The sequence below is a fragment of the Tolypothrix sp. PCC 7712 genome, assembly GCF_025860405.1.
GTDB classification, from domain to species: Bacteria; Cyanobacteriota; Cyanobacteriia; order Cyanobacteriales; family Nostocaceae; genus Aulosira; species Aulosira diplosiphon.
In genome coordinates, this window is record NZ_CP063785.1 from 3,350,515 (window position 1) to 3,374,650 (window position 24,136).

At 39.4% G+C, this 24,136-nt stretch carries 19 protein-coding genes; 12 read left to right on the forward strand and 7 right to left on the reverse strand.

Annotation, left to right across the window (positions count from 1 at the left end; translation table 11 throughout):
* The first annotated feature begins 223 nt into the window (after positions 1-223).
* The 3 genes from HGR01_RS13860 to HGR01_RS13870 all read left to right on the forward strand — a co-directional run bounded on the left by HGR01_RS13860 (position 224) and on the right by HGR01_RS13870 (position 4,996).
* Positions 224-1,576, forward strand: coding sequence for a P-loop NTPase fold protein (locus HGR01_RS13860; RefSeq protein WP_045870489.1), 1,353 nt, complete (start codon positions 224-226; stop codon positions 1,574-1,576).
* Positions 1,527-3,704 carry a tetratricopeptide repeat protein gene (locus HGR01_RS13865; protein WP_045870488.1) on the forward strand — a complete coding sequence of 726 codons (2,178 nt, stop codon included), beginning with the start codon at positions 1,527-1,529 and terminating at the stop codon, positions 3,702-3,704. The genes HGR01_RS13860 and HGR01_RS13865 overlap by 50 nt, the downstream gene beginning before the upstream one ends.
* A gap of 119 nt (positions 3,705-3,823) precedes the next feature.
* The gene (locus HGR01_RS13870; RefSeq protein WP_045870487.1) at positions 3,824-4,996 is read left to right on the forward strand and encodes an MFS transporter; all 1,173 of its coding nucleotides are present in this window, start codon (positions 3,824-3,826) and stop codon (positions 4,994-4,996) included.
* 134 nt (positions 4,997-5,130) lie between these two features.
* On the opposite strand, the gene HGR01_RS13875 is transcribed toward HGR01_RS13870, so the two are convergent.
* Together HGR01_RS13875 and HGR01_RS13880 are read right to left on the reverse strand one after the other, a co-directional pair.
* Positions 5,131-5,334, reverse strand: a complete 204-nt coding sequence (locus HGR01_RS13875) for a ChaB family protein (protein WP_045870486.1) — start codon at positions 5,332-5,334, stop codon at positions 5,131-5,133.
* An 86-nt stretch (positions 5,335-5,420) separates the two neighbouring features.
* Positions 5,421-5,597, reverse strand: coding sequence for a hypothetical protein (locus tag HGR01_RS13880; protein ID WP_155539234.1), 177 nt, complete (start codon positions 5,595-5,597; stop codon positions 5,421-5,423).
* Between HGR01_RS13880 and HGR01_RS13885 the strand changes: the two genes are divergently transcribed.
* Together HGR01_RS13885 and HGR01_RS13890 are read left to right on the forward strand one after the other, a co-directional pair.
* The gene (locus tag HGR01_RS13885) at positions 5,572-6,369 is read left to right on the forward strand and encodes an alpha/beta fold hydrolase (RefSeq protein ID WP_045870485.1); all 798 of its coding nucleotides are present in this window, start codon (positions 5,572-5,574) and stop codon (positions 6,367-6,369) included. The two genes, HGR01_RS13880 and HGR01_RS13885, sit on opposite strands and share 26 nt — an antisense overlap.
* Positions 6,366-6,854 (forward strand): hypothetical protein, encoded by a 489-nt coding sequence (locus HGR01_RS13890; RefSeq protein ID WP_052335195.1) that lies wholly within the window; start codon positions 6,366-6,368, stop codon positions 6,852-6,854. The genes HGR01_RS13885 and HGR01_RS13890 overlap by 4 nt, the downstream gene beginning before the upstream one ends.
* 297 nt (positions 6,855-7,151) lie before the next feature.
* Here the strand turns inward: HGR01_RS13890 and HGR01_RS13895 are convergent, their stop codons facing one another.
* The 3 genes from HGR01_RS13895 to HGR01_RS13905 all read right to left on the reverse strand — a co-directional run bounded on the left by HGR01_RS13895 (position 7,152) and on the right by HGR01_RS13905 (position 9,081).
* Complete coding sequence (locus HGR01_RS13895; protein WP_045870484.1) at positions 7,152-8,360, reverse strand: 4-hydroxy-3-methylbut-2-enyl diphosphate reductase; 1,209 nt, start codon at positions 8,358-8,360, stop codon at positions 7,152-7,154.
* A gap of 155 nt (positions 8,361-8,515) precedes the next feature.
* A complete protein-coding gene (locus HGR01_RS13900) occupies positions 8,516-8,719 on the reverse strand; it encodes a hypothetical protein (protein WP_045870483.1) in 204 nt (67 codons plus the stop codon).
* Between the two features lie 197 nt (positions 8,720-8,916).
* Entirely contained in the window at positions 8,917-9,081 is a 165-nt protein-coding gene (locus tag HGR01_RS13905) for a hypothetical protein (RefSeq protein WP_155539232.1), read from the reverse strand.
* 32 nt (positions 9,082-9,113) lie between these two features.
* Between HGR01_RS13905 and HGR01_RS13910 the strand changes: the two genes are divergently transcribed.
* The 3 genes from HGR01_RS13910 (at position 9,114) to HGR01_RS13920 (ending at position 13,703) form a co-directional block, all read left to right on the forward strand.
* The gene (locus HGR01_RS13910) at positions 9,114-10,847 is read left to right on the forward strand and encodes a helicase HerA domain-containing protein (protein WP_045870482.1); all 1,734 of its coding nucleotides are present in this window, start codon (positions 9,114-9,116) and stop codon (positions 10,845-10,847) included.
* 530 nt (positions 10,848-11,377) lie between these two features.
* Positions 11,378-12,361: an RNA polymerase sigma factor, RpoD/SigA family gene (locus HGR01_RS13915; protein ID WP_045870481.1), complete on the forward strand. Its 984-nt coding sequence runs from the start codon at positions 11,378-11,380 to the stop codon at positions 12,359-12,361.
* A 610-nt stretch (positions 12,362-12,971) separates the two neighbouring features.
* On the forward strand, positions 12,972-13,703 hold the full coding sequence (locus tag HGR01_RS13920; RefSeq protein ID WP_045870480.1) for a hypothetical protein: 732 nt from the start codon (positions 12,972-12,974) through the stop codon (positions 13,701-13,703).
* A 250-nt stretch (positions 13,704-13,953) separates the two neighbouring features.
* Here the strand turns inward: HGR01_RS13920 and cobO are convergent, their stop codons facing one another.
* Positions 13,954-14,631: a cob(I)yrinic acid a,c-diamide adenosyltransferase gene (cobO, locus tag HGR01_RS13925; protein WP_045870479.1), complete on the reverse strand. Its 678-nt coding sequence runs from the start codon at positions 14,629-14,631 to the stop codon at positions 13,954-13,956.
* A gap of 97 nt (positions 14,632-14,728) precedes the next feature.
* On the opposite strand from cobO, the gene HGR01_RS13930 reads away from it, so the two are divergent.
* The 4 genes from HGR01_RS13930 to HGR01_RS13945 all read left to right on the forward strand — a co-directional run bounded on the left by HGR01_RS13930 (position 14,729) and on the right by HGR01_RS13945 (position 23,267).
* A complete protein-coding gene (locus HGR01_RS13930; protein ID WP_210403092.1) occupies positions 14,729-15,676 on the forward strand; it encodes an O-acetyl-ADP-ribose deacetylase in 948 nt (315 codons plus the stop codon).
* 563 nt (positions 15,677-16,239) lie between these two features.
* Positions 16,240-17,577 (forward strand): ATP-binding protein, encoded by a 1,338-nt coding sequence (locus HGR01_RS13935; protein WP_045870478.1) that lies wholly within the window; start codon positions 16,240-16,242, stop codon positions 17,575-17,577.
* Positions 17,578-17,579: 2 nt separating this feature from the next.
* Complete coding sequence (locus HGR01_RS13940) at positions 17,580-20,513, forward strand: ABC transporter substrate-binding protein (protein ID WP_052335194.1); 2,934 nt, start codon at positions 17,580-17,582, stop codon at positions 20,511-20,513.
* A gap of 27 nt (positions 20,514-20,540) precedes the next feature.
* Complete coding sequence (locus HGR01_RS13945; RefSeq protein WP_228045696.1) at positions 20,541-23,267, forward strand: ABC transporter substrate-binding protein; 2,727 nt, start codon at positions 20,541-20,543, stop codon at positions 23,265-23,267.
* 8 nt (positions 23,268-23,275) lie between these two features.
* Here HGR01_RS13945 and HGR01_RS13950 read toward each other — a convergent pair whose 3' ends face one another.
* On the reverse strand, positions 23,276-23,893 hold the full coding sequence (locus HGR01_RS13950; RefSeq protein ID WP_045870477.1) for a TetR/AcrR family transcriptional regulator: 618 nt from the start codon (positions 23,891-23,893) through the stop codon (positions 23,276-23,278).
* Positions 23,894-24,136 lie beyond the last annotated feature (243 nt).

Genomic DNA, 24,136 nt, shown 5'->3' on the forward strand with positions numbered 1-24,136 from the left:
AATGTATGGGCTGACATTGGCAATGTATCGGGTCACATTGTTAATGTATCGGGATGCATTGTTAATGTATGGGGTTACATTGCCTATGTATCGGTTGGCAAAGATAATTCATGAGTGCGATCGCCTAAAATTTTGTTATGGGAAAATCCTATGGCGAGTTGTAAGTTATTTGTGAGAAACTACAAATGAAAAATCGCAGTAGACTAAATTAGTATCAATAACTATGAGTATATCTAATAATCAACTGGCTAATACTCTCAAAAAAGCTTTTCAAGTTTGTACTTTAGAACCCTTGGAAGGTGAAGAAATTGAAAAATATTATGTTGATTTATCAGCAGTACGCAAAACTTCAGCCGTTGATAGCGTTAGTACTATTTTAGATTTTCAAGAACCTGCAGATTTTAGCACTATTTTATTTACTGGTCATCGTGGATGTGGCAAAAGTACCGAGTTAAAGCGCATTCAAAAGCTTTGGGAAAAAACTTATCATGTGATTTATTTAGAAGTCAATGAAGAAACAGATATTAACGATGCCAGCTATACAGATTTATATTTAATTGTGATTAAACAAGTAGAATTTGAATTGAGAAAATTAGGTTTAAATTTTGACGAAAAGCTATTACATAACTTTGAAGAATGGTTTAAAGATATTACAAAAGAAACAGAAGAAACTGTAGAGAAATCGGTCAGCATTGAAGGAGAAGCCACACTGAAGCCAGAAGCGCCATTTATTGCGAAATTAATGGTTAAATTGCTGGCACAAATTAAAGGTTCTGATAAACAAAAAACTACGATTCGCCAAACTTTAGAAAAAGACTTGTCTCGCTTGAAAGCAGATATTAATTTATTGCTAGGTGATGCTTACGTTAAACTGAGAAAAAAATACCCAGATTATAAAGGTCTACTAATTATATTTGATAATCTAGACCGGGTGCCACCTGCAGTTGCTAACCATTTATTTTTTGATTACGCGGCTCAGTTGCAAGAATTGCACTGTACCATTATTTATACAGTACCAATTTCTATTTTGTGTTCCCCTAAAAACCCCTTGGCTTTGTTTGATGGTAATCCCCATATTGTGCCAATGGTGAATATATATGAATTGGATAGGAATACTTGCCATTTAAATTGCAATCAAGCTGGACTAGACGCAACAGCAAGTTTAATAGAAAAGCGCGTAGATATTGCTGCTGTATTTGAATCTCGCCAAGAATTGCTAGAATTAGCCAAAGCTAGTGGTGGTCATGTTCGCCAATTAATGCAAATGATGCGGACTGCTTGTCAAACTGCTAGTACACGCAAGCATCCTAAAATTACGGCTGAAGATGTCACCTATGCTATCAAGCAGCAGCAATTTAGCTTTGAAAGATTTATCCCTGAAGAACATTATTTATATTTAGCTCAGGTATGTATCACGAAAGATGTCAGTAAAGATGATATTGGTCAGTTGATGTTATTTAATACCTCTGTTTTAGAATATAACGGCAATCAAAGGTGGAACTACCCCAATCCAGTGGTGAAGCAAAATGAATTCTTCAAAAAAGCACTTGAATCAGCAATTGCAGGACAACCATAATGCCGAGCTTGGGAAATTTATTACACTGAATCAAGATATATTTGCTGAATTACTCACTTTTATCGACTTTGCCGAAAAATTCACGCTGGGTTTTGTAGAAGTTAATTTCCCGCCAGATATAGATTTATTGATTGCAGCTTTGCAAACTCATCCAGAATGTGAACAGATTCAGCTTTATATTCTCAATTTCCCTGATGAAAACTTGCGGTTTCTGCGAGATGAGATTGTGAAAGAATTAGCGAATCTTCAAGTAGAGGTAAACAAAAAATTAGTGTTGCTGGTACGGGGACTAGAAAAATCTATCGGCGTTTATGGTGAATATCCCCCAGTATTACAAGACCTGAATTTTGTTCGCGATGCTTATAAAAGAACAGTTCCCCATCCGATTTTATTTATTCTGCCAGACTATGCCATTACTCGCCTAGCTAAATTCGCCCCAGATTTTTGGGCTTGGAGTTCTGGAGTATTTCGCTTTAAAACGCCAGAAAAAACTAAAGAAAATGCATTAAACCAAGCTCAAAATACAGAGAAAATAGTTGATAGATTACCACCACCAGAAAAGCAAGAACGCATTGATGTATTAAACCGTCTGTTGATGGAATATAAACCCACAGGGTATTCTGTACCAGAGGGAGATATCCGCAGATATAGTAATGTTTTACATCAATTAGGAGTGGCTTATATCAGCCATCAAAAACCGGAGAAAGCGAGGGAATATTTAGCAGAAGCCGAAAAAATTGCTGAGAGTCTTCAAGATAGTAGCTTGCAAATAAAAGTTCTCAATTCTTTGGGAAGGACTTATTCTCAGCAAAGAAAATTTGAAACAGCAATGACTTATTATCAACAATCATTAAAGATTGCCCAAAAGCTAGAAAATAGGCATGAGGAAGCTACAGCAATATTTTACTTGGGTAATGCTTACTTAAACTTAAGACAATTTGCACAGGCTAAGAAATTTTACCAGCAGTGTTTAGAGATAGATCAACAGCTAGGCGATCGCTATTCTCAAGCTAGCACCTACCACCAGTTGGGAAGAGTTGCCCAAGATTTGCGGGAATTTGAGGAAGCGCGGTGCAATTATCAACAAGCTTTGGCTATCTATATCGAATATGGCGATTGCTATTCTCAAGCTAGCACCTACCACCAGTTGGGAAGAGTTGCCCAAGATTTGCGGGAATTTGAGGAAGCACGGCGCAATTATCAACTAGTTTTGGCTATCGATATCGAATATGATGATCGCTATTCCCAAGCTAGCACCTACCACGAGTTAGGAAGTATTGCCCAAGAATTACGGGAATTTGAGGAAGCACGGCGCAATTATCAACTAGCTTTGGCTATCAAAATCGAATATGGCGATCGCTTTTCTCAAGCTAGTACCTACCACCAGTTGGGAAGTGTTGCGTATTTATTGCGGGAATATGAGGAAGCGCGGCGCAATTATCAACAAGCTTTGGCTATCAAAATCGAATATGGTGATCGCTTTTCTCAAGCTAGCACCTACCACCAGTTGGGAAGTGTTGCCCAAGATTTGCGGGAATTTGAAGAAGCACGGCGCAATTATCAACAAGCTTTAGCTATCTATATCGAATATAGCGATCGCTATTCCCAAGCTAGCATTTACCACCAGTTGGGAAGTGTTGCCCATGATTTGCAGGAAATTGAAGAGGCACGGCGCAATTATCAACAAGCTTTGGCTATCAAAATCGAATATGGTGATCGCTATTCTCAAGCTAGCACCTACCACAACTTGGGAATAGTTACCCAAGATTTGCAGGAAGGTGAGGAAGCGCGGCGCAATTATCAACAAGCTTTGGCTATCTATATCGAATATGGAGATCGCTTTTCTCAAGCACTCACTTACCACCAGTTGGGAATTGTTGCGTATTTATTGCGGGAATATGAAGAGGCGCGGTGCAATTATCAACAAGCTTTAGCTATCAAAATTGAATATGGCGCTCGCTATGAGCAAGCACTCACCTACCACGCTTTAGGATTGCTTACAGAAGCAGAGGAAAACTACCCAGAGGCGAGGGCGAATTTGCAGACAGCGTTGGCGATATATATTGAGTATAAAGATGAATATCGAGCGGTAGCAGCGCGGGATATTTTAGAGAGATTACCGCAGTAATGAGGAATTGGATAATTTATTTTCTGGCAGTCCCCAACAATTCAAGGACAAATTATAGTTTTTGAATTTCCTTAACTGGCCGGATAATAAATATTTTGGTCTTCTAAATGTTCTAAATTATGAACAATGCAGGTAAAACACCTGTCTCATTAGGGCTGTTGGGTGCAGCTGCTTTTATGGTAATTGCTGATGTGCGGGTAATTGACCCACTTTTGCACATCATTGCTGACGAGTTTAAAGTTGGTGTTGGTAGTGCGGCAATTATTGTCAGTGCCTACACCATACCTTATGGATTATTTCAATTAGTCTACGGCCCTTTAGGCGATCGCATCGGCAAACTGAAAGTCATTACAGCTGCACTGACAGCCTTTGCTGTGGGAACTGCAGCTTGTGCTTTTGTGCCCAATATCATGCTTCTGACTTTACTGCGCTTCCTCACTGGTGTGGTAGCAGCAGGAATTATCCCCGTTACCTTAGCTTATATCGGTGACAATTTCCCCTACGAACAACGCCAAACTGCTATTGGTAAATATTTAAGCGCGCTGGTATTAGGACAAATTCTCGGTGGTAGTTTGGGCGGAATCTTTGGACAATATGTGAGTTGGCGAGAGCTGTTTTTAGTATTTGGCGTTGTTTCGCTAGTTATATCTATAGAATTGTGGCGAAAGATTGGCAAACTCCGTCATGAAACACATTCTCATGTTCCCTTTGGTTGGGAAACCTTCCGCCCTTATTTGCAACTGATGACGCAACCAGCTGCCCAAACTGTCATTATCGGCGTATTTATTGAAGGCTTTTGCTTATTCGGTGGATTTGCTTATATTGGTGCATTCCTCAGAGATAGATATAACTTACCCTATGTCGCAATTGGCTTTATGATCAGTGGTTTTGGCATAGGTGGACTAATTTATAGCCGTTCAGTCAAGTATTTGGTGCGGAGATTGGGGGAAAGGGGGTTAATGGGGTTTGGTGGAGTGTTAATGTGTATCTCTTTTTTAGCGATCGCATTATGGCAAAATTGGGTGCTGTTTGTTCCCTTCAATATTCTCATGGGATTAGGCTTTTACATGATGCACAGCACATTGCAAACCCAAGCCACAGAACTTGCACCCGAGGCGCGAGGAACTGCGGTGTCGCTATTTGCATTTAACTTATTTATTGGACAGGGAATTGGTGCAGCCGCCTTTGGCAGAATTGTCGATAGTTATGGCTATATTCCTTGTTTTATCATTACAGGAATTGCGATCGCCTTGCTTGCCCTTTGGCTAGTCAAGCAAAAGCAGCAGTCTTGATGAAAAAATTTTCATCGTCATACATGAAAGAAAGATGAGGGGGATGAGGGTGATGAGGAAGATAAGGGAGAAATCACAACAAGACTTACGCAACTGTTACGCCCATCTTCTGCTTTGTTAATTTTGAATTGGTATTACTCGGGTTTTTTGTGCCATTCATCATCTGCACCTTTTTCATAGTCGCGCTTAACCGCCGCCCAAGCAACTTTAAATGCTGTCTCTTCTTCTCCATATTCAGAGAGTGCATTGTTAAACGCAGCCAAAAATATTTCCTTTGCGTGTTTGGGTAGATGGTTTTTCACGGAGTCTGGTAAATCCGTTATATCTTGATAAGGCATAAATTTTCACTCTCACTGCTAGTTCTTACTCACTAGCTTTCATTGCGATTAACGCACTTTCATCTGCCCCTAGCGATAAATACTACTCATACTGCAGTCAACGAATTTTGGATTTTGGATTTGTTCCGCTGAGAAATTATCAAATTATCAGTTTCCCCCTCATCCCCCTCATCTCCCTCATCCCCCTCATCTTCCTCATCCCCCTCATCTTCCTCATCTTCCTCATCTCCCTTAACTATGCCCAAAGTCCACGTTAACGGCATCGATTTATTCTATGACATCCAAGGCAAAGGAGAGCCATTACTATTAATTTCCGGCTTCTTGTGCGATCATGCTTATTGGTCATTGCTGATGCCTTCACTGAAACAGTATCAAGTAATTCGTTTCGATAACCGAGGCTTTGGGCGAACTTCTGCACCTGATAGCCCCTACACTATTCAGCAGATGGCAATTGATGCAGCCGCACTACTAGAAACTATCGGCATTAATAAGATACATTTAGCAGGGCATTCAATGGGAGGCTTAATTGCTCAAGAACTTGCATTAGCACACCCAGAAAAAGTAAAAAGCCTAATACTAATCTCATCCTTAGCCAAGGGTGATGCTCTATTCAATAGTATTGTCTCCACCTGGGGAGAACTCCCCCGCATTCTTGACTGGAAAACTTACCAGCAAGTCATCTTACCGTGGATATTTACTGATGAATTCTACTCTCTTCCTGGGATAATCGATGCGATAATTAAGATGGCGATTAACTACCCATTTCCGCCAACTCTTCATGGAATCTATCATCAAAGCCGCGCTATCCTGAACTGCGATACTACACAACGCCTCAAAGATATTCCATGCCCTACCTTAGTTATGGTAGGTAAACAAGATATTCTCACCCCTGTAAAATTTTCTCAACAACTTGCCCAAGGTATTCCCCAGGCGGAACTTGTAGTGCTTAATTCTGGTGGACATGGCTTTTTGATTGAATCACTGGAAGATGTAGCCGCCGCAATGCTAAAGTTTCTCTCAACTCAACAGTTTTGAGTAATTACTTAGCACTCTTAGGATTTTCCGAAATAACAGATGTCTCGGATGTAGCTATAGAACAGCAAGATACATTAGAGCTAACTGGAATATTTATGAAATCCTCTTCCCTAGCCTTAGCCGTTATCATTGGTGCGCTTACCATCACCCAGAGTGCTTACGCTAACCAAAAGAATGTTCCATCCACAAACAGCCAGAATCATCAAGCTGCAGTTTTAGCAACAAAACCATTGTCATTGATTGGTAAATGGGGTTATAGTCTCAACCAAAATAATTCTCCAGCAACAAGCAACACTATTTTGCGAGAGCAAGATAGTGTATGCAAAAATCTGAACCCATTTGATATTATTAAAAACCCTAATATTTTATTTACGCCCTGTCAGCAACCAACAACTAAAACAACTGCTCAACTCTCTGAACCAATTGAATATTTCAAAGTTCCACCACTCGAATCGGGAATTAAGGTAACAGTATCCAAATTTTAATATTCATCAGAGAAAATAGTTTTGAGGTAGCAAGTTATTACTATAAAACTTTCTTTCTATTCAAGATATTACAGCAATATTGGATTGTTTGCTGTACTGATAATCGTAGGGGCACAATATATTGTGCCCCTACAGGTGTAATTCATGTACCTGAAATATAGTGCTTCTCAAAAGCTTCGTAATTAATAATTCGTAATCAGAGGCAGGTTCAAAAATTGAGATAAATTAAAGAAAATTTCAACCACCTTTGGATAAATGCCAGTAAAAAATTACGAATTACGAATTACGAATTAGTAATTAAACTACCGTTGCTGTGGCTTTCAAATCAAAAATCTTTTCGATGATATCTTCTACAACCTTATCGGGTGTAGAAGCACCAGAAGTAATACCTACAGCAATCTTGCCATTTGGTAACCAGTTATCTGTAGTGACTATCTCCCCAGATAATTGTCGATGTTCAATAGATTTAGCTGATTTAATCCGCTCTACACAATCAATGTGGTAAGAAGGAATTCCGCGCTCAAAAGCTATCTGTTGTAATTGCGTAGTATTAGAAGAATTAAAGCCACCAATTACTATGATTAAATCAAGATTTTGTTGCACTAAATCCAACATTGCATCTTGGCGTTCTTGGGTAGCGTCACAGATTGTATTAAAGCTTTGGAAATGTTGATTGATTTCTGTGGGGCCGTATTTGTGCATCATGGTACGCTCAAACAGCTTACCAATTTGCTCAGTTTCACCTTTGAGCATTGTTGTTTGGTTAGCAATCCCCACCCGTTCTAAATCTTGATCGGGATCAAATCCGGCTGAACAGGCTTTGGCAAATTTTTGTAGAAATTCTTCGCGATCGCCTCCGTGGAGAATATAGTTGGTAACATATTCTGCTTCCCGCATATTCAGCACAATCAGATATTTCCCAGCAAAGGAACTGGTAGCCACAGTTTCTTCGTGCTTGTATTTACCGTGAATAATCGAGGTATAGTCTACTTTTTTGTGCTTTTCGACGGTATTCCAAACTTTAGATACCCAAGGACAAGTTGTATCGACGATTTTGCAGCCTTTCTCATGGAGAATCTGCATTTCCTGAACACTAGCCCCAAATGCAGGTAGAATGACTACATCTTCATTCTCAACTACAGTAAAGTCTTTTTTCCCAGCATTCACAGGAATAAATTTGACTTCCATCTCCTGCATCCGCTGATTCACAGAAGGATTGTGAATAATCTCATTAGTAATCCAAATGCGCTCAGTGGGGAAGTGCTGGCGGGTTTCATAAGCCATTGCTACCGCACGTTCTACACCCCAGCAGAAACCAAAAGCTTGCGCCAACAGAATTGTCACCTCACCTTGTTCTAAAGTGTAATTGCGATCGCGAATCTGTTGAATTAAGTTACTCTGATACTCAGACTGTAACTGAGTAGCCACTTCTGCCTGATGACCAAATCCTTTACGATTATAGTTTTCCGAATGTTGGAGGCTACGTTTAAAAGCTTTTGTATCCATTGAATTGTTCTAGTTAGTTCACCATCTCTCATTTTCTCTCGTCAAGACACTAATGAGGCGTGTAACATAACTTAAACTAAGCATGGGGCATGGGGCATGGGGCATTGGCGATGAGGTAGAATTTTTGAATCTTGTACAGACGCGATGAATCGCGTCTAATCGACTACCTTGATTAATCCGCCTTGTACAGCTTGAAAAACTTTGTTGATTTGCAACATTTCCTGTTCGTTCAAATCTTCTTTAGATAGCAAGGCTGACATTAAAAGCTTTTGGTCTTGGCGTGTAATTCTACGGATATTTAAGATACGCTCAAAGACAGCCTCTAACTGTACTTGGTTTGTGGGCGCAGTAATTAACATACTTTCTTAACAAAAATTAGTTGATTCATATAATATCTATAGTTAAACTAACAATTTTTGATAAAGCTTGACATTAGTACCTATACGGAAACCTAAAAGAGGATTAACTATAGCGGTTTTTATGTAAATGGAATAAACTACTCTATCCCTAATCCCCAGTCCCTAATCCCCAACCCCCAATCCCCAATCCCCAGTCCCTAATCCCCAATCCCTAATCCCCAACCCCTAATCCCCAATCCCCAGTCCCCAATCCCTAATCCCCAATCCCCAATCCCTAATCCCCAGTCCCCAATCCCCAGTCCCCAACCCATTTGTGCTAGAATTTCCTGGCAAGTTTGAACTCTACAACTGGAACGCAACATAAGATCAGCTCAACATTGATGTAACTAATCAAATGAATTCTGGACAACCATTAGGTTCAGTCACCCAAGGCTCTCTGACTGGAGGGTTAGAAGTAAGATTACACCCAGATATCTCTGTTGAAGATATGCGCGTGGGTAAGTTTTTAGTCGTGCAAGGGATGCGATCGCGCTTTTTCTGTATGCTGACAGATGTGGCGCTAGGAACTGCTAATGCCCGTATTATTGCTGATCCACCAAATTGGGAAGATACTTTTTTACGGGAAGTATTAGCTGGTAGTGGCACATACGGTACGATAAATCTTGCGCCGATGTTGATGTTTACCCCAGAAGAAGTTGAGGAATCTTTCTCACCTACAAATGGGAAATCAGCTAATCCTTTTACGCCATCAATGACTGGTTTGGCTTCGTTTCAGCCTCAAACTAGCACTACAATGGAATTGTTACCAGTAAAAACGATTCCCAGCCACTTTAGCCAAGTTTACGAAGCAAGCGTTGATGATTTTCGTCGTGTTTTTGGTTGGGAAGATGATACCCAAAGAAAAAACTTTTCCATTGGTAAACCGCTAGATATGGACGTACCAGTCTGTATCGATTTAGACAGGTTTGTGGAACGCAGTAACGGAGTATTTGGGAAATCTGGAACTGGTAAATCTTTTCTGACACGCCTAGTTTTAGCGGGGATAGTTCGGAAAAACGCGGCGGTAAATTTAATTTTTGATATGCATTCTGAGTACGGCTGGCAAGCCGTCTGTGAAGGTAAGCAATATAGTACAGTTAAAGGATTAAAACAGCTATTTCCCGGTAAAGTTGAAGTTTATACCCTCGATCCCGAATCGACAAAACGCCGGGGTGTACGTGACGCACAAGAACTTTATCTCAGTTACGAACAAATAGAAGTTGAAGATGTCAAGTTATGTTCTCGTGATTTAGGACTATCGGAAGCAGCCCTAGATAATGCGAATATTCTTTACGCCGAGTATGGCAAGTCTTGGATTCTTCAGTTGTTGAACATGACTAACGAAGAAATCAAGATGTTTTGCGAAGAAAAGCGGGGACACCAAGGTTCAATTATGTCCTTGCAGCGCAAACTGCTGCGCTTGGATAACTTGAAGTATATGCGCGCTGCTTGTCCGCAGAACTATATTAATCAAATTTTGCGATCGCTCGAAGCCGGCAAGCATGTGGTAGTCGAATTTGGCTCCCAGTCGGATATGCTCTCATATATGTTGGTGACGAATATGATCACCAGAAGAATTCATAGCCATTATGTCAGCAAAGCCGAAAGATTTTTGCATAGTGGTAATGTGAGCGATCGCCCCACGCAACTTGTGATTACCATTGAAGAAGCCCACCGATTCTTAGATCCTGCGATCGTTCAAAGTACCATCTTTGGAACCATTGCCCGCGAAATGCGAAAATATTTCGTAACGTTACTAGTAGTTGATCAACGCCCATCGGGGATAGATAATGAAGTTATGTCCCAAATTGGGACTCGCATCACAGCCTTGCTCAATGATGAAAAAGACATTGACGCAATTTTTACAGGAGTCTCTGGTGCTGGCAGTTTGCGATCGGTATTAGCAAAATTAGATTCCAAGCAACAAGCCTTAATTTTAGGTCACGCGGTACCGATGCCAGTGGTAGTCCGTACCCGTCCCTACGATGCTACCTTCTACGCAGAAATTGGCGATCCAGCTTGGGAAGAAAAACCCGACGAAGAACTCTTCGCCGCAGCTGAACTAGCAAGAGCCGATCTAGGCTTTTAGGCATAAATTGGGCTATCCCCAATGCCCAATGCCCCATACCCATTTCGTAACATCCCACCCTACGACTAGGCAATCAGTTCGGTTATCTCCCTACATCTCGGCAACAGAAGCCGGGGTTTTCGCGTCACTATAGATATAGTAAGCAGTTAAAGGAATTTCAAATTTTTTTGCCAAACAAACCGTTGTGCCCTATAATTGGAAGATTTATCTGGGCTACTTTACTATCCACCAGATTTGTCGTATTATAATAAAAGTAAAACTCATATCGACTTCGTATTTTATAGTTACCGCCCGTAACTAACGATCAGAAGAATTGTTGAAAAAAAGCCAGCGTATATCTAAATAGACTGCAAAATTTAGGGAGGGTAGGGGAACCTATCTCAGTGATACACCGTCATGTAAACGGCTGTATAAATTAATTACTTATAGTACCCCCCTATGTTCTGTGATATATGTACTCCCTTTCCTAATCCCCCATAGTTTAGTGATTAAATATTCATTGTGTTTACGGAGTAGAGGACAACGCACCAATGCCTACTGTTAACACCGCAACCGAAAACCTAAACACCAAATTCACGGCTGATATGGTGCGAACCTATCTGCGAGAAATTGGTCGTGTGCCACTGCTAACCCGTGAGCAAGAGATTGTTTTTGGGAAGCAGGTGCAACAAATGATGACGCTACTGGACGCTAAAGAGGCGTTGGCGAAGAAGCTGCACCGCGAACCAAGTTTACCAGAGTGGGCGGAGCAAGTTCGCCAATCTGAAACTGAAGTGAAACAGACAGTAGCTCAAGGTAAACGCGCCAAGCAAAAGATGATTGAAGCGAACCTCCGCTTAGTCGTTGCTATTGCGAAAAAATATCAAAAGCGCAACATGGAGTTTCTGGATTTAATCCAAGAAGGAACTCTAGGATTAGAGCGGGGTGTAGAAAAATTCGATCCGATGCGTGGCTATAAGTTTTCCACTTATGCTTACTGGTGGATTCGCCAAGCAATTACGAGAGCGATCGCTCAACAAGGGCGTACTATTCGTTTACCGATCCACATTACCGAGAAGCTGAACAAAATTAAAAAAGTACAGCGCGAACTAGCTCAAAAGTTAGGGCGATCGCCCAATCCGGCGGAAATTGCTCACGAACTTGAGCTAGAGCCTATGCAAATCCGCGAGTATTTAAATATGGCTCGTCAGCCAGTTTCTTTAGATGTGCGCGTGGGTGATAACCAAGATACCGAACTACAAGAAATGCTCGAAGATGATGGCCCATCTCCAGAGTATTACACCACCCAAGAGTTTTTGCGCCAAGACTTGAACACGCTGTTAGCAGAACTAACTCCCCAACAGCGAGAAGTTCTAGCTCTACGTTTTGGCTTGGAAGATGGTAATGAAATGTCTTTGGCGAAAGTTGGTGAAAGATTAAATCTCAGCCGCGAACGCGTTCGCCAGTTAGAGCATCAAGCTCTTGCTCATTTACGCCGCCGTCGAGCCAATGTCAAAGAATACGTTGCAAGTTAAAAGCCAAATAACTTTTAACTATGAGCCTCCTGAAATCAGGGGGCTATTTTTTTGGTCATTTGTCATTTGTCATTTGTCTTTTGTCATTTGTCATTTGTCTTTTGTCATTTGTCTTTTGTCATTTGTCTTTTGGTAATGGGTAATGGGTAATTGGGTGTTTAGTGTTTGTTATTTCTCCCTCATCCTCCTCATCTCCCTCATCTCCCTAATCCCCAGTCCCCAATCCCTTTTTCCAAAAAATCTTCCGACATATTCCGTAATGAATGAATTCGTTGTTGTAGTTATATTTAGTGCTACTAAAGGGCTATATCGAAAGTGGATTTTTTGAGAAAAATATGAATATTGATTGAAATTTATTCTAAAAAAGAGATTTTTTGTAATTTTTCTTCTTACATCACCCAATCAGGTGAATCTGTAGGGTGAAGCAGAAAGTGGCTCTAGGACGATATTCTAGGTTTGCAAGTAAAAACTAAACAAAAATTTCCGTTTTAGGTATTTTTATTCCCTTGACAATATAAATCAAACCATTGAGGGAGCCTTCATTACAAATACTTAGTTAAGTTCTAATAAGTTGCTGAGAGAGTAGTTAGTTTTTTAGAGGAGTAGTCGGGTGCTTAATAACATTTATCAGTTCTGTGCCTCTCGTCAGTTGAAAATGCCTGCTGTTGCTTTAGTTATGGCTCTTAGTATTTTCGGTGAGCAAACTCAACCAGTATTCAGTCAGCAAATAGAAGTAAATACTCACAATAGTTCTGCTAGTTTGTTATCACAGCTAAGAGAAGTAAAAGGTCAGAGAAATCAAGCTTGGGCAACTGCTGAAAGTAGCAATAATATTGCTGAGTTTGTTACAAACCCCAGCGAAAAAGCGAATTTTCAAACTTCAGCTAAAGGTGTAAAAATAACACCTCAAACCACAGCTTTAGCAAGCAGTAACCAAAAATCTGCTAAAGAAGCCGCAAATGTGCCAATGAGTAATGTACCCAACCGAGACGGCGTTTATTTATACGGTCAATCACCAGCCGCAAACCAAATTGGACAAGGCTATATTGTCTTTGAGAAGCGCCAAGGTAAAGTGAATGGTGCCTTATATATGCCCAATTCAGAATTTAGCTGTTTTCAAGGCACAATTGATCGCTCCGGGGAATTGGCGATGACAGTTAATGGTTCTGCAGATGAAAGTACTTCAAATGCAGTAGCTACAAGCAACACAATACCTACCATTAGTGAGGAGGAGCTAAGTAGCTATCCTTACTCTGTGGCGCTGCAAGATTATCATCAACTCAAGTCTATTAGTGCCAATGACCGCCGCATTTTGCAAATGTGTAATCAATCTTCCAACTAGTACCACAGTGCGGAACCCAAAAATTGTAGAGACGCGATTCATCGCGTCTGTAGCTGTAGCCAATAGTCAAAAGTTCGTATTATTGCACATTTGACCTGGAATCTTTGGTAGAAAAAATATCACCTGCTAAATTAAAGGGTCTATCTGTTGGAGCAATCCCAAATCTCAAATCCAAAATTATCTGATATGCAGCTTTATTTATAAATGATGAATGATGAGTTATGTTAAATCGTCATTCATCATTTATCATTTAATACTCAATTCCTGGTTGAGCTTTCACGCCTTGATCGCGGAAAGGATGCTTCACCAGAGTCATTTCTGTAACTAAATCAGCTCGTTCAATTAATGCGGCTGGTGCGCCTCTACCTGTGAGAATCACATGAGTAGCTTCAGGTTTTTGTGCTAAACCTGCTAATACTTGCTCAACTTGTAGGTAACCCATTTTGAGCGCAATATTAATTTCATCCAATAAGACTAAGCGGAAGTCTGGATTACGGATATATTCTAAAGATTTTTCCCAGGCGGCTTGCGCTTTATCTAAATCGCGATCGCGGTCTTGAGTTTCCCAAGTAAAGCCTTCGCCCATAGCATGAAATTCTAGCTGGTCTTGCCAATTACTGAACACCCTTTTTTCGGAAGGTTCCCAGGCTCCTTTGATGAATTGGACGATCGCAACTTTATAACCATGACCAAGCGATCGCAACACCATCCCCAAAGCTGCAGTTGTTTTCCCTTTACCGTTACCAGTATTAACAACGATTAATCCTTTTGTCGGTACAGCTTGTGCTATGCGCTGATCCTGTACTTCTTTGCGCCGCTGCATCTTTTTGCGATACTGTTCATCACTTAAGGATGAAGACATTACCTCGTCAATTACACGTGCAATTTCTTTATCTGAATCGAATGCTTCTGGGGTGTCGTTTTTCATCAATTTGGTTTGAAGATACTGGCAATAACTTTAACAACGTAGAGAGTGAAGTAAAATTTTGTTATTTAGTAAATTTTACTTACCTTATATTTGGAAGATGTTCCGGAAAATCACACTGAAAAATATTGAAAATTTATTAGCTTTTTTAACATTATTTACGGACACAGAAGCACAGCTATATAACATAGAAACCGAACCCTTGACTTTAGATCCTTATTGTTATTCTAAAGAATTTAATAAGTTCATTACATCTGTTTATCAAGAAAATTTTGTCATTGATTTTGATTGGCCAGCTTGGCAAAATGAAGCCGAGCGTTTGGTAGCAAATCCAGAATTATTAATTGTAGCTGACATTCTGACATTGCAGAAATTGTTAACAACTCACATTCGTAAAGAACGCTTTTGTAGCGGTCATTTAGCTGCAATGATTAAAAATGGTCATTTTCTGGCAATTTTCCACAGGCTACAAGCAATCCATGCAGCTTTAATGTTAGAAAAGTCTGACAATCACGGTAAACGAAATATGATGAAGCAAATGTCAGTTTTTCAAGGCGATATTACTCAGCTACCAGTAGATGCGATTGTTAATGCTGCCAAAAATTCCCTACTGGGTGGTGGTGGCGTTGATGGCGCAATTCATCGTGCAGCTGGGCCAGAACTTTTGGACGAATGTCGTCAGTTGCATGGTTGCGCGACAGGAGAAGCGAAAATTACCCAAGGTTACAAACTCAAAGCAAAATGGGTAATTCACACTGTCGGCCCAGTTTGGCGCGGAGGTAATCAAGGTGAAGATGAGATGTTAGCTCGATGTTATCGCAACAGCTTAACTTTGGCAGAACAGTACCAAATTAAAACTATTGCTTTCCCAGCCATTAGCACAGGGGTTTATGGGTTCCCCTTGGAACGCGCTAGCAAAATTGCGATCGCAGAAGTCAACAAATTCCTTAACAGCCATCACTCTATAGAACAAGTGATTTTCGTTTGTTTTAGCCAAAGTGCCTATGATTGCTACATCAAAGGTGTGCAAGAAGTTGTAGAAAGCTAAATCACCTGAGATACAACGCCTTCCTTTTTTGGTGGCATACTCATAATTTCTTAGGGGACAGATAACTCTGCATCCCCGGTTCTGTTTTGTAAGTCTGCAATCGCTTTTCAGCACAGATGAGAGAGTATATTCTTTCTGCAAAAAATTTTACCTCTGCTTTGTCAAAATGCGATTCTAACCAGACCTCTAGCCTCAGCTTTAATCATGATTTCATAAACTGCGCTCGGCAAGGCCGTGATATTACTTAATTTTATTTTTAGTTCTGACAATCCATAAAATACAATAATTTAAGCTACAGTGTATATACTTAAGCTAATTCGCAAAAAGTAGATTTTGATCCTCTCTCAACCGTCATTATGCTTAAAAGTCAGTATATATGTTTATTAGTAGCATTTTTGGCAAATGCATCAGTACTAAATTTATCAAAGAGCAATTAGCACAATGTACAGAATGTGAGTTTCCTAACGATACCCGCTCTACAAACAAATACTAGAAACGTCTAACGCTTCTGTGTGACAGGTATTCAAACATTCATCAAACCTAATATAGGCTCAGTAGTCCCAATGCCAAACAATCCCTTCACGATTGGTCAGCCAGTTTCGCCAGAAAATTTCGTTGGGCGAACAACTGAAATATCAGCAGCACTCGATCAAATATATAATCACGGCAGCTTGGCAATTTGGGGTGGCCCAAAAATGGGGAAATCTTCCTTCTTAGAAAAACTGGCTGCACCTCAATACTGGGAAGAAAATCAAGGAGAATCTTCAAAAGCTGTAATAGTTCTTTTGAGCTGCGAGAATATTAAGCCCTTTAGTGGGCCTCTGTTCTGGAGAGAAGTCTTAAGCATACTGAAGGATCAGTTAGACGATGAACCTACATTACAGGCTGATATTGAGAAATTATTGGCAGCAGGACAAACAACTAAAGATAGTTTACGTCAAGTATTACGAAAGCTAGGTAAACAAAAAAAATTCTTGGTGTTGCTAGTAGATGACTATGACACTGCACTATACCCAAAAGAGGATTATACCGAAACTGCTATGGAAGTTTTCTTGAGCGAGTGCCGAAATTTGGCTTATCATGCTCCAGAAAGAAAACATCTTTCGATGGTTGTTACCTCACTCAAGCGCCTCAATGAACTTGGGCCTAAGCTAAATCCCAATGCTTCCCCGTGGTACAACCACTATCTCTTCCAATCCCTAAAGCCGTTTACTAACAATGATTTTGAGCAACTACTGAAGATAGCCAATATATCAATAGAACCAAAGTTACAGGAAGCAATTAGAGAGATTACTGGTGGATATCCTACTTTATTACAAATTGCCTGTTCTCTTCTGTACAGAGAACTAGAAAAGGGAGAGGGGAAAACACTAGACATAGCAGCATTTGCTAGGGGCTTTGAAAGCGATACCAAACATATTTTTCAAAATATTTGGCAAAGATGTTCGGAAGTAGAACAAACTCTATTAATGCTAATGGCTTTATCTGGGTTGAAAGGTCGACTGCATAAGAAGATTAAATTTGATTTGAGTGATATTGACCTTATCTTTACCCAAAGAGTGCGAGAGTTAACTAACTTAGAAGAACAAGGCATAATTCTTCGCACAAAAAATGCTAATGAACAAGCAGAAATCAGAGAATACGCATTCACATCATCAATCATGGAACGATGGGTAATTCAGGAGATTTGGAATACTGATGAAGCTGAACTGCAAAAACGAAAAATAGTGTTCCTCAATCTGATGAGCCATCAGCAACTAGAAAAATTTACCACAGCAATTCACTGGGTATGGAAGCATAAAGATGAGATACCTTCGACTCTGGAATGGTTTGGTAAAATATCCTCTGCTTTACCAAAGGGAGCCATAAAAGGCTTGATTAACTGGAATCTAGGAGCATAGTAATGGTTAATCCCGAAGACCGGATAAATAATCCCTATATTATAGGTAGTCCCATAGATGAACCTCATAAATTTTTTGGCAGGAGAAGTCTGTTTGAAATTATTCAAGATAACCTAAATCAAGATACAAAAATTATTTTGTTGCACGGTCAAAGACGTATCGGAAAGTCATCTATACTTCAACTTATTCCTCAGTTTTTGATAGCAGATGAATTAAAATTTTTTATATTTGATCTTCACGAAAAAAGTCAGTCAAGCTTGGGTGAAATTCTCAATAGCCTCGCTACAGAAATTATCTTGCACCTAGAATTTAACAACCTGCGTCCGCCGACTATTGAGCAGATAGATAATGATCCAAAAATCTTCGCCAGACGTTTTTTACCCTTGGTTTATAGAAGATTGAGAAATAAAAAGCTGGTGTTGTTATTAGATGAATTTGATGTTGTTCTTGAGAAAGAAAATTCGGAGCGTTTACCGCTTTTAAAAGAGCTTCTGGATAAACAAGAAAGATTATTTATTATTCCAGTAGTCGGACGGCATCCATCTACCTTACAACAGTTAAGGAGCTTTTTAAAAAGTGCGCCTTACCAAGAAATTGGGTTGCTTGATACTGAGAGTGCTAGACGGCTAATTACTCAACCAGCTAAAAATTTACTAAAGTATGAAGAAGAGGCTATAAACAAAATTATTCGCTTAAGTGCAGGGCATCCCTATTTTATCCAAGTCATTTGTTTTACTATTTTTACACAAGCTAGAGAGCAAAATATTTGGAGTGTTACTAGTGAACACGTAGACAAAATTATAGATAAAGCACTAGAAAATGCAGAAGCTGGTTTGGCATGGTTCTGGGATGGGCTACCAATGGCAGAGCAAATAGTTTTCTCTGCCATAGCTGAAGCTCATAAAATTGCTCTATTGAAAAATCAACAGATTCCTGATGATCCATTCATGCTTTTAGAAGAGTATGATCTTTCTAAGACAGAAGAACTAGCTCAAGCATCTGAGCATTTATTTGAAAAAGCTTTAGTAGATGATATCAGAAGGCGGGTGAAAGTGGAATTTGTTCGCCTTTGGTTATTGAAAAGACACTCGCTAGAGCAAGAATTTGAAAAATTGCAAAAACTGCGAACTAAATTTAAATTTGCAGTAGCTACTCAACTTTATCAAGAAGGTAAACAACAGGAAGCAGTAGCTCTTTATGAGCAAATTATACAAATAGATTCTAATCACGTTAGCAGTCTACTAGCTTTAGCTGAAATATATTTGAGAACTGACAATTTAGTTAAAGCAGTAGAATTTTACACAAGAGCTTACCAAGTTGATCAAACAAGCAACAAAGAAAAGCTGCTGGATGTCTTGGAAAGATACGGCGATAAACTAAAAGGGCAAAAAAAGTACGATTTGGCGCGGGAGCAGTACAACCAAGCTTTAGAAATTGAGCCTAATAGAATATCAACACAGGAAAAACTGCAATTACTAGACAAGGAAATATCAAAAAAACTGCCACTCAGATCAGATTTTCTACCACAGCTAAACTGGCAAGGCAAAAAATCTTTAATAGGAGGAATTTTTGCCGTGGCTTGTATCGCTATTAGCTTGTATCTGTGGTCAAATCCAAATCGTTGCTCATTTGTGCCAAAGCAATTATCCGGCATACTTTGTATAGATGAAAATCCTAAAAATAATATAAGTCGTGGTGAACGTGCCTTCTTTTTTAGCAATCCTAACAGTGCTCGCGATCAGGGTATTACAGCATTTAAGGCACGCGATTATTCTAAAGCTGCGGAACGGTTTAAAGTTGCTGTAACAAATGATCACAATGATCCAGAGGTACTAATCTACTACAATAATGCCCTCGCCCTTCAGCAGGTTTCTCCCATCACTTTAGCAGCAGTTGTGCCGATAGAAAACGCAAAAGAAAAAGCTCAAGAAATATTGCGAGGTGTAGCACAAGCACAAAATGAGTTCAATGCTAATGGTGGATTAAATGGTCGATTACTGCAAATTGTAATTGCCAATGATGCTAACGGTAGAATATCTAAACCAGTGGCTAAGGAACTAGCTCAAGATGAATCCATATTAGGAGTTATTGGACATTATACGAGTGACTCTACAGAAAAGGCACTACCTGAATACGAGAATGCTAAAACACGCTTACCTGTCATCTCTCCTAGTAGCTCCAGTACAAAATTGAAGGCAGATGTTTTTTTTCGGGCTACTGCTTCTGATAAAGCACATGGTAAAAAACTAGCTGAATATGCCTGGAACAACGCCTTAAAAAAAGTTGTAATTTTTTGGAATCCTAAGAGCCTCTTTAGCCGTAGTATCACAGAGCAATTTATCACAAATTTTGAAAAACTAGGGGGTGTAATAGTTAGTAATCCGATTGATCTGACGGCTGACAACCGGAATGTAGAACAAGAAGTTAATGAGAGTATTTCTCAAAATGCACAGGCGGCTCTATTAATCCCAGACGCAACATACGTTGCAGCAGCAGAGGAAATTGCTAGAGTCAACGCAAATTTAAAGACTAGCGCTCAAAACCAAAACAAGCAAGGGCTAAAGTTGTTAAGTACGAATATTCTATATATTGATAGACTCAGTAAAGTCAAAGCTTTTGATGGATTGATTCTAAGTGTGTTTTGGTTTAGGGATGCACCACAATCACAAAAATTTGCACAAGCAGCAAAGCAACAATGGAGAGGAGGTGTTAGCACTAATACCGCAACTAGCTATGATGCGACTCAAGCTTTTATTCATGCTTTATCCTCAAATCCCTCACGTTCCACAATTCTGCAAAAACTTCCGCAGCTAAATCTTTCATCTGATGAAACCTCCGGAGAGGGACTTAAATTTCAAGATCATGAGCGCCAGGGTAACCCAATACTTATTCAAGTTCAAAACGATCAATTTAAGATATTACCAAACACTCCCTAACTAGAAGGCAACTACTAGCTCAGTAGATTGGGAATAAATATGACACATTCAACTGCTCGAAGAAATCCTTACGTCATCGGTCGTCCAATTGATGAATCTGAACTATTATTCGGTCGAGAAAGTCTGTTTAACTTTATCGAAGACAACCTGAAGCAAGATATAAAAGTTATTTTATTACATGGTCAAAGACGTATTGGTAAGTCTTCAGTACTTCGTAATATTCCTAATTTTGTTGCACCAGAGCAATTTGCTTTTATTACTTTCGATCTAGAGTATCACAGCCGAGAAACTCTTAGTCGTATTTTAGCTGCAATAGCAACAGAAATTATTGAACAACTAGAACTGGATTTAGATAGGATATCGTTACCTGATATAACAGAGTTAGAAACAGATCCCTATATATTTTATAGGCAATTTTTACCTAAAGTCTATCAAGAAATAGGAAATCAAAAACTAGTATTATTACTTGATGAGTTTGATGCTTTAAATAACGATAGCTCAGATACCGCAGTTGAACATCTTTTTCCATATCTCCGCTCTATTATAGAATTACCAGATAATCAACTATTCATAATTCTTTGTGTTGGTAGGCAATCAGCAGATATGCCAAATTTACTTAGTATATTTAATAATGTACCATATCAAGAAATTGGTTTATTAGATGCTGAAGATGCTGCTCAATTAATTACCCAACCCGCTAAAAATAGCCTAAATTATGAACAAAATGCTATTGATGAAATTTATAGACTGACAGCAGGTCATCCTTATTTTATCCAAGTAATTTGCTTTCATATTTTTGTGCAAGCAAGATCTGAAGAAAAATGGCAAGTTACTCGCACAGATGTAGATGCGATTGTAGAGCAAGCAATTGAAAGTGCAGAAGCTGGATTAGCTTGGTTTTGGGATGGTTTAACAATTCTAGAGCAAATAGTATTTTCATCTGTAGCTGAAGCACAAAAGCAAGCATTCCCAGAAAATCCATTAACATTGTTGAAAAAATACGGCATTATCGAGACAGAAGAATTAGTTCAAGCAGCTAGACAATTAGTTGAAAAAGGGCTTTTGAATGCTAGTGGAAACCAGATAAAAGTTGAAATAGTCCGTCTCTGGCTCTTAAAAAGACATCCAATAGATACAGATATACAAGCATTAATACAACAACAAGAACAAAAAATTAATGTTATATCGCAAAGAAACATTACACAACATCAAGAGCGAAAACTGAAATTATTGAATGATAAAATATTAAAAGAAGCGAGAGAAAAAGACACAGATTATTCTCCAAATAAAAATTTGCGATTTAGAATCGTAGTTGTAGGATTAATTGTGTCTATCAGTAGTGTTGCGTTAGGCATTTACCAATTTTTTAATAGTTGTGAAAAGAGACAATATTTCATATTGGATCAAAGTTGTGTAGTTCAGCACAATAATATAAATTATCTCAATGTTATAACTAATATTAGCCGGGGCGATCGCACAGTTTTTTATAACAAGGAAAACAAGGATTTTAATCGAGCACTTGAAGAATTCAAAAAAACTGATTATACAAAAGCAACCGAATTATTTAAAAAAGCTGTAGCGCTTAATCCTCAAGATCCAGAAGTACTAATTTACTATAATAATGCCCTTGCTCGCCAAAAAGGTACTCCCATGACTGTAGCTGTATCTGTACCTGTAGAGAATCCAAAAGGGATGGCGGAAGATATTTTACGTGGTGTAGCGCAAGCGCAAAATAAGTTTAATCAACAAGGTGGGTTCAACGGTAAATTGCTAGAAATAGTTATTGCTAACGATGCTAACAAAACTGAAAATGCAAAACAAATAGCTCAGGTTTTAATAAAAGACTCATCGATACTAGGAGTAATTGGACATAGTTCTAGTAATCTTACTCAAGTAGCATTAGCCGAATATAAAAAAGCTAACTTACCAATCATTTCTTCTACCAGTATCAGCGATTCCTTATCTGGCAATGTTTTCTTTAGAACAGTTCCTTCTAATGCAGCTATTGGTAAAAGACTCGCTGAATACACCAAAAGTTCTCGTGGTTTGAACAAAGTTGTTATTTTTAAGAATCCAGACAGCAAAGATAGTAAATCTCTGAGTCAAGCATTTATTGAGAAGTTTGAACCACTAGGGGGTCAGGTGGTTCGGGAGATTGATTTGACAAAACCGGAGCTAAATGTAAACAAAGAAATTAAAACCATTGTATTTAGCGATCGCGCCGAAGCTGCTGTATTGTTTCCAGCTACACAAAAGCAGGCTTCAGTAACATTAGAAATTGCTAAAGCTAACGCTGACTTAATTAGCACTAAAAATCCAAATAACCCAGGTCTAAGTTTGTTAGGTGGAAGTCTTCTCTATGGGAACACAACCTTGCAAAAAGGTAAGAAAGCTGTTGAAGGTTTAATTGTCGCTATACCTTGGTTTAGAGATTCACCAAACTCAAAAAACTTCGCACAAGCAGCACTTAAGCAATGGGGAGGGCCTGTTAGTTGGCGCACAGCTACTAGCTATGATGCTACTCAGGCTTTTATTAAAACTTTGACTAATATCTCTCCCAATTTTTCTAGGGAAAATGTTTTACAAGGATTGAAACAGGTTAATCTTTCTCCTAATGAAACTTCAGGAGAACCTTTAAAGTTTACAGACAATGGGGAACGCCAAAGTCAACCTGTTCTTGTTCAGGTGAAAGGAGGAAAATTTACCCTCGTTCCTTCTGTTGCGTCTGGTGTAACTCCTAGCAAATCCCGTTAATATTGAGCTTACTTAGCGTTATTGACAATCAAGTCGATCATCGTATTAATCACGCGATCGCTCTCCATAGGTAAAATCTCTTTACCATGCAACACATCCTGAACAATATGAAAATGCACTAATGACCCTAATAAAATCCTGGCCACTGCTTCTGGATCGTTAATTTTCAGTTCAGGATGACTAGCAACGTATTGAGTCAGGGTTTCGACCACTGGTTTAATCATAGCGCGCACACAAATCTGCGCTAACTCTGGAAAACGTCCAGATTCGCCAATTAACACCCGCATCAATGCTCGATGTTCTTGGTCTGCTACCATGTGCTCTAAGGCTTTGGTTCCTAACTGGCGTAATACAATTGTTGGTTCACCCTGGAGAGGTTCTGTACCAAATATAGAGTTAAACTTTTGCCGTGATAAATGCTCAAGTAATACTTTAAATAGTTCTTCTTTATCCTGAAAGTGGCTATAGACTGTGGCTTTAGACACCCCCGCAGCAACAGCCACTTTATCCATACTTGTACCAGCATAGCCATGCTTAAGGAACTCCTGCATTGCCCCTTGCAGAATTTGTTCCACTTTCTCAACTGAACTCTCGCGTTCTACTTCGTCAACTTTTGTGCGTGCCATTTGTGAATCAACTTTGCTTATAAATTATTTTACTGGGGATTGGGGACTGGGGAACTCGGGGCCCCCTCTGGGGATAAGGGGTAATGGGGACTGGGGACTGGGGATTGGGGATTGGGTAATGGGTAATGGGTAATGGGGATTGGGTAATGGGTAATGGGAGAGGAGGAAGATAAGGGGATGAAGAGAAAATAACCAACACCAATGACCAATGACCAATGACCAATGACAAATACCACTTGACTA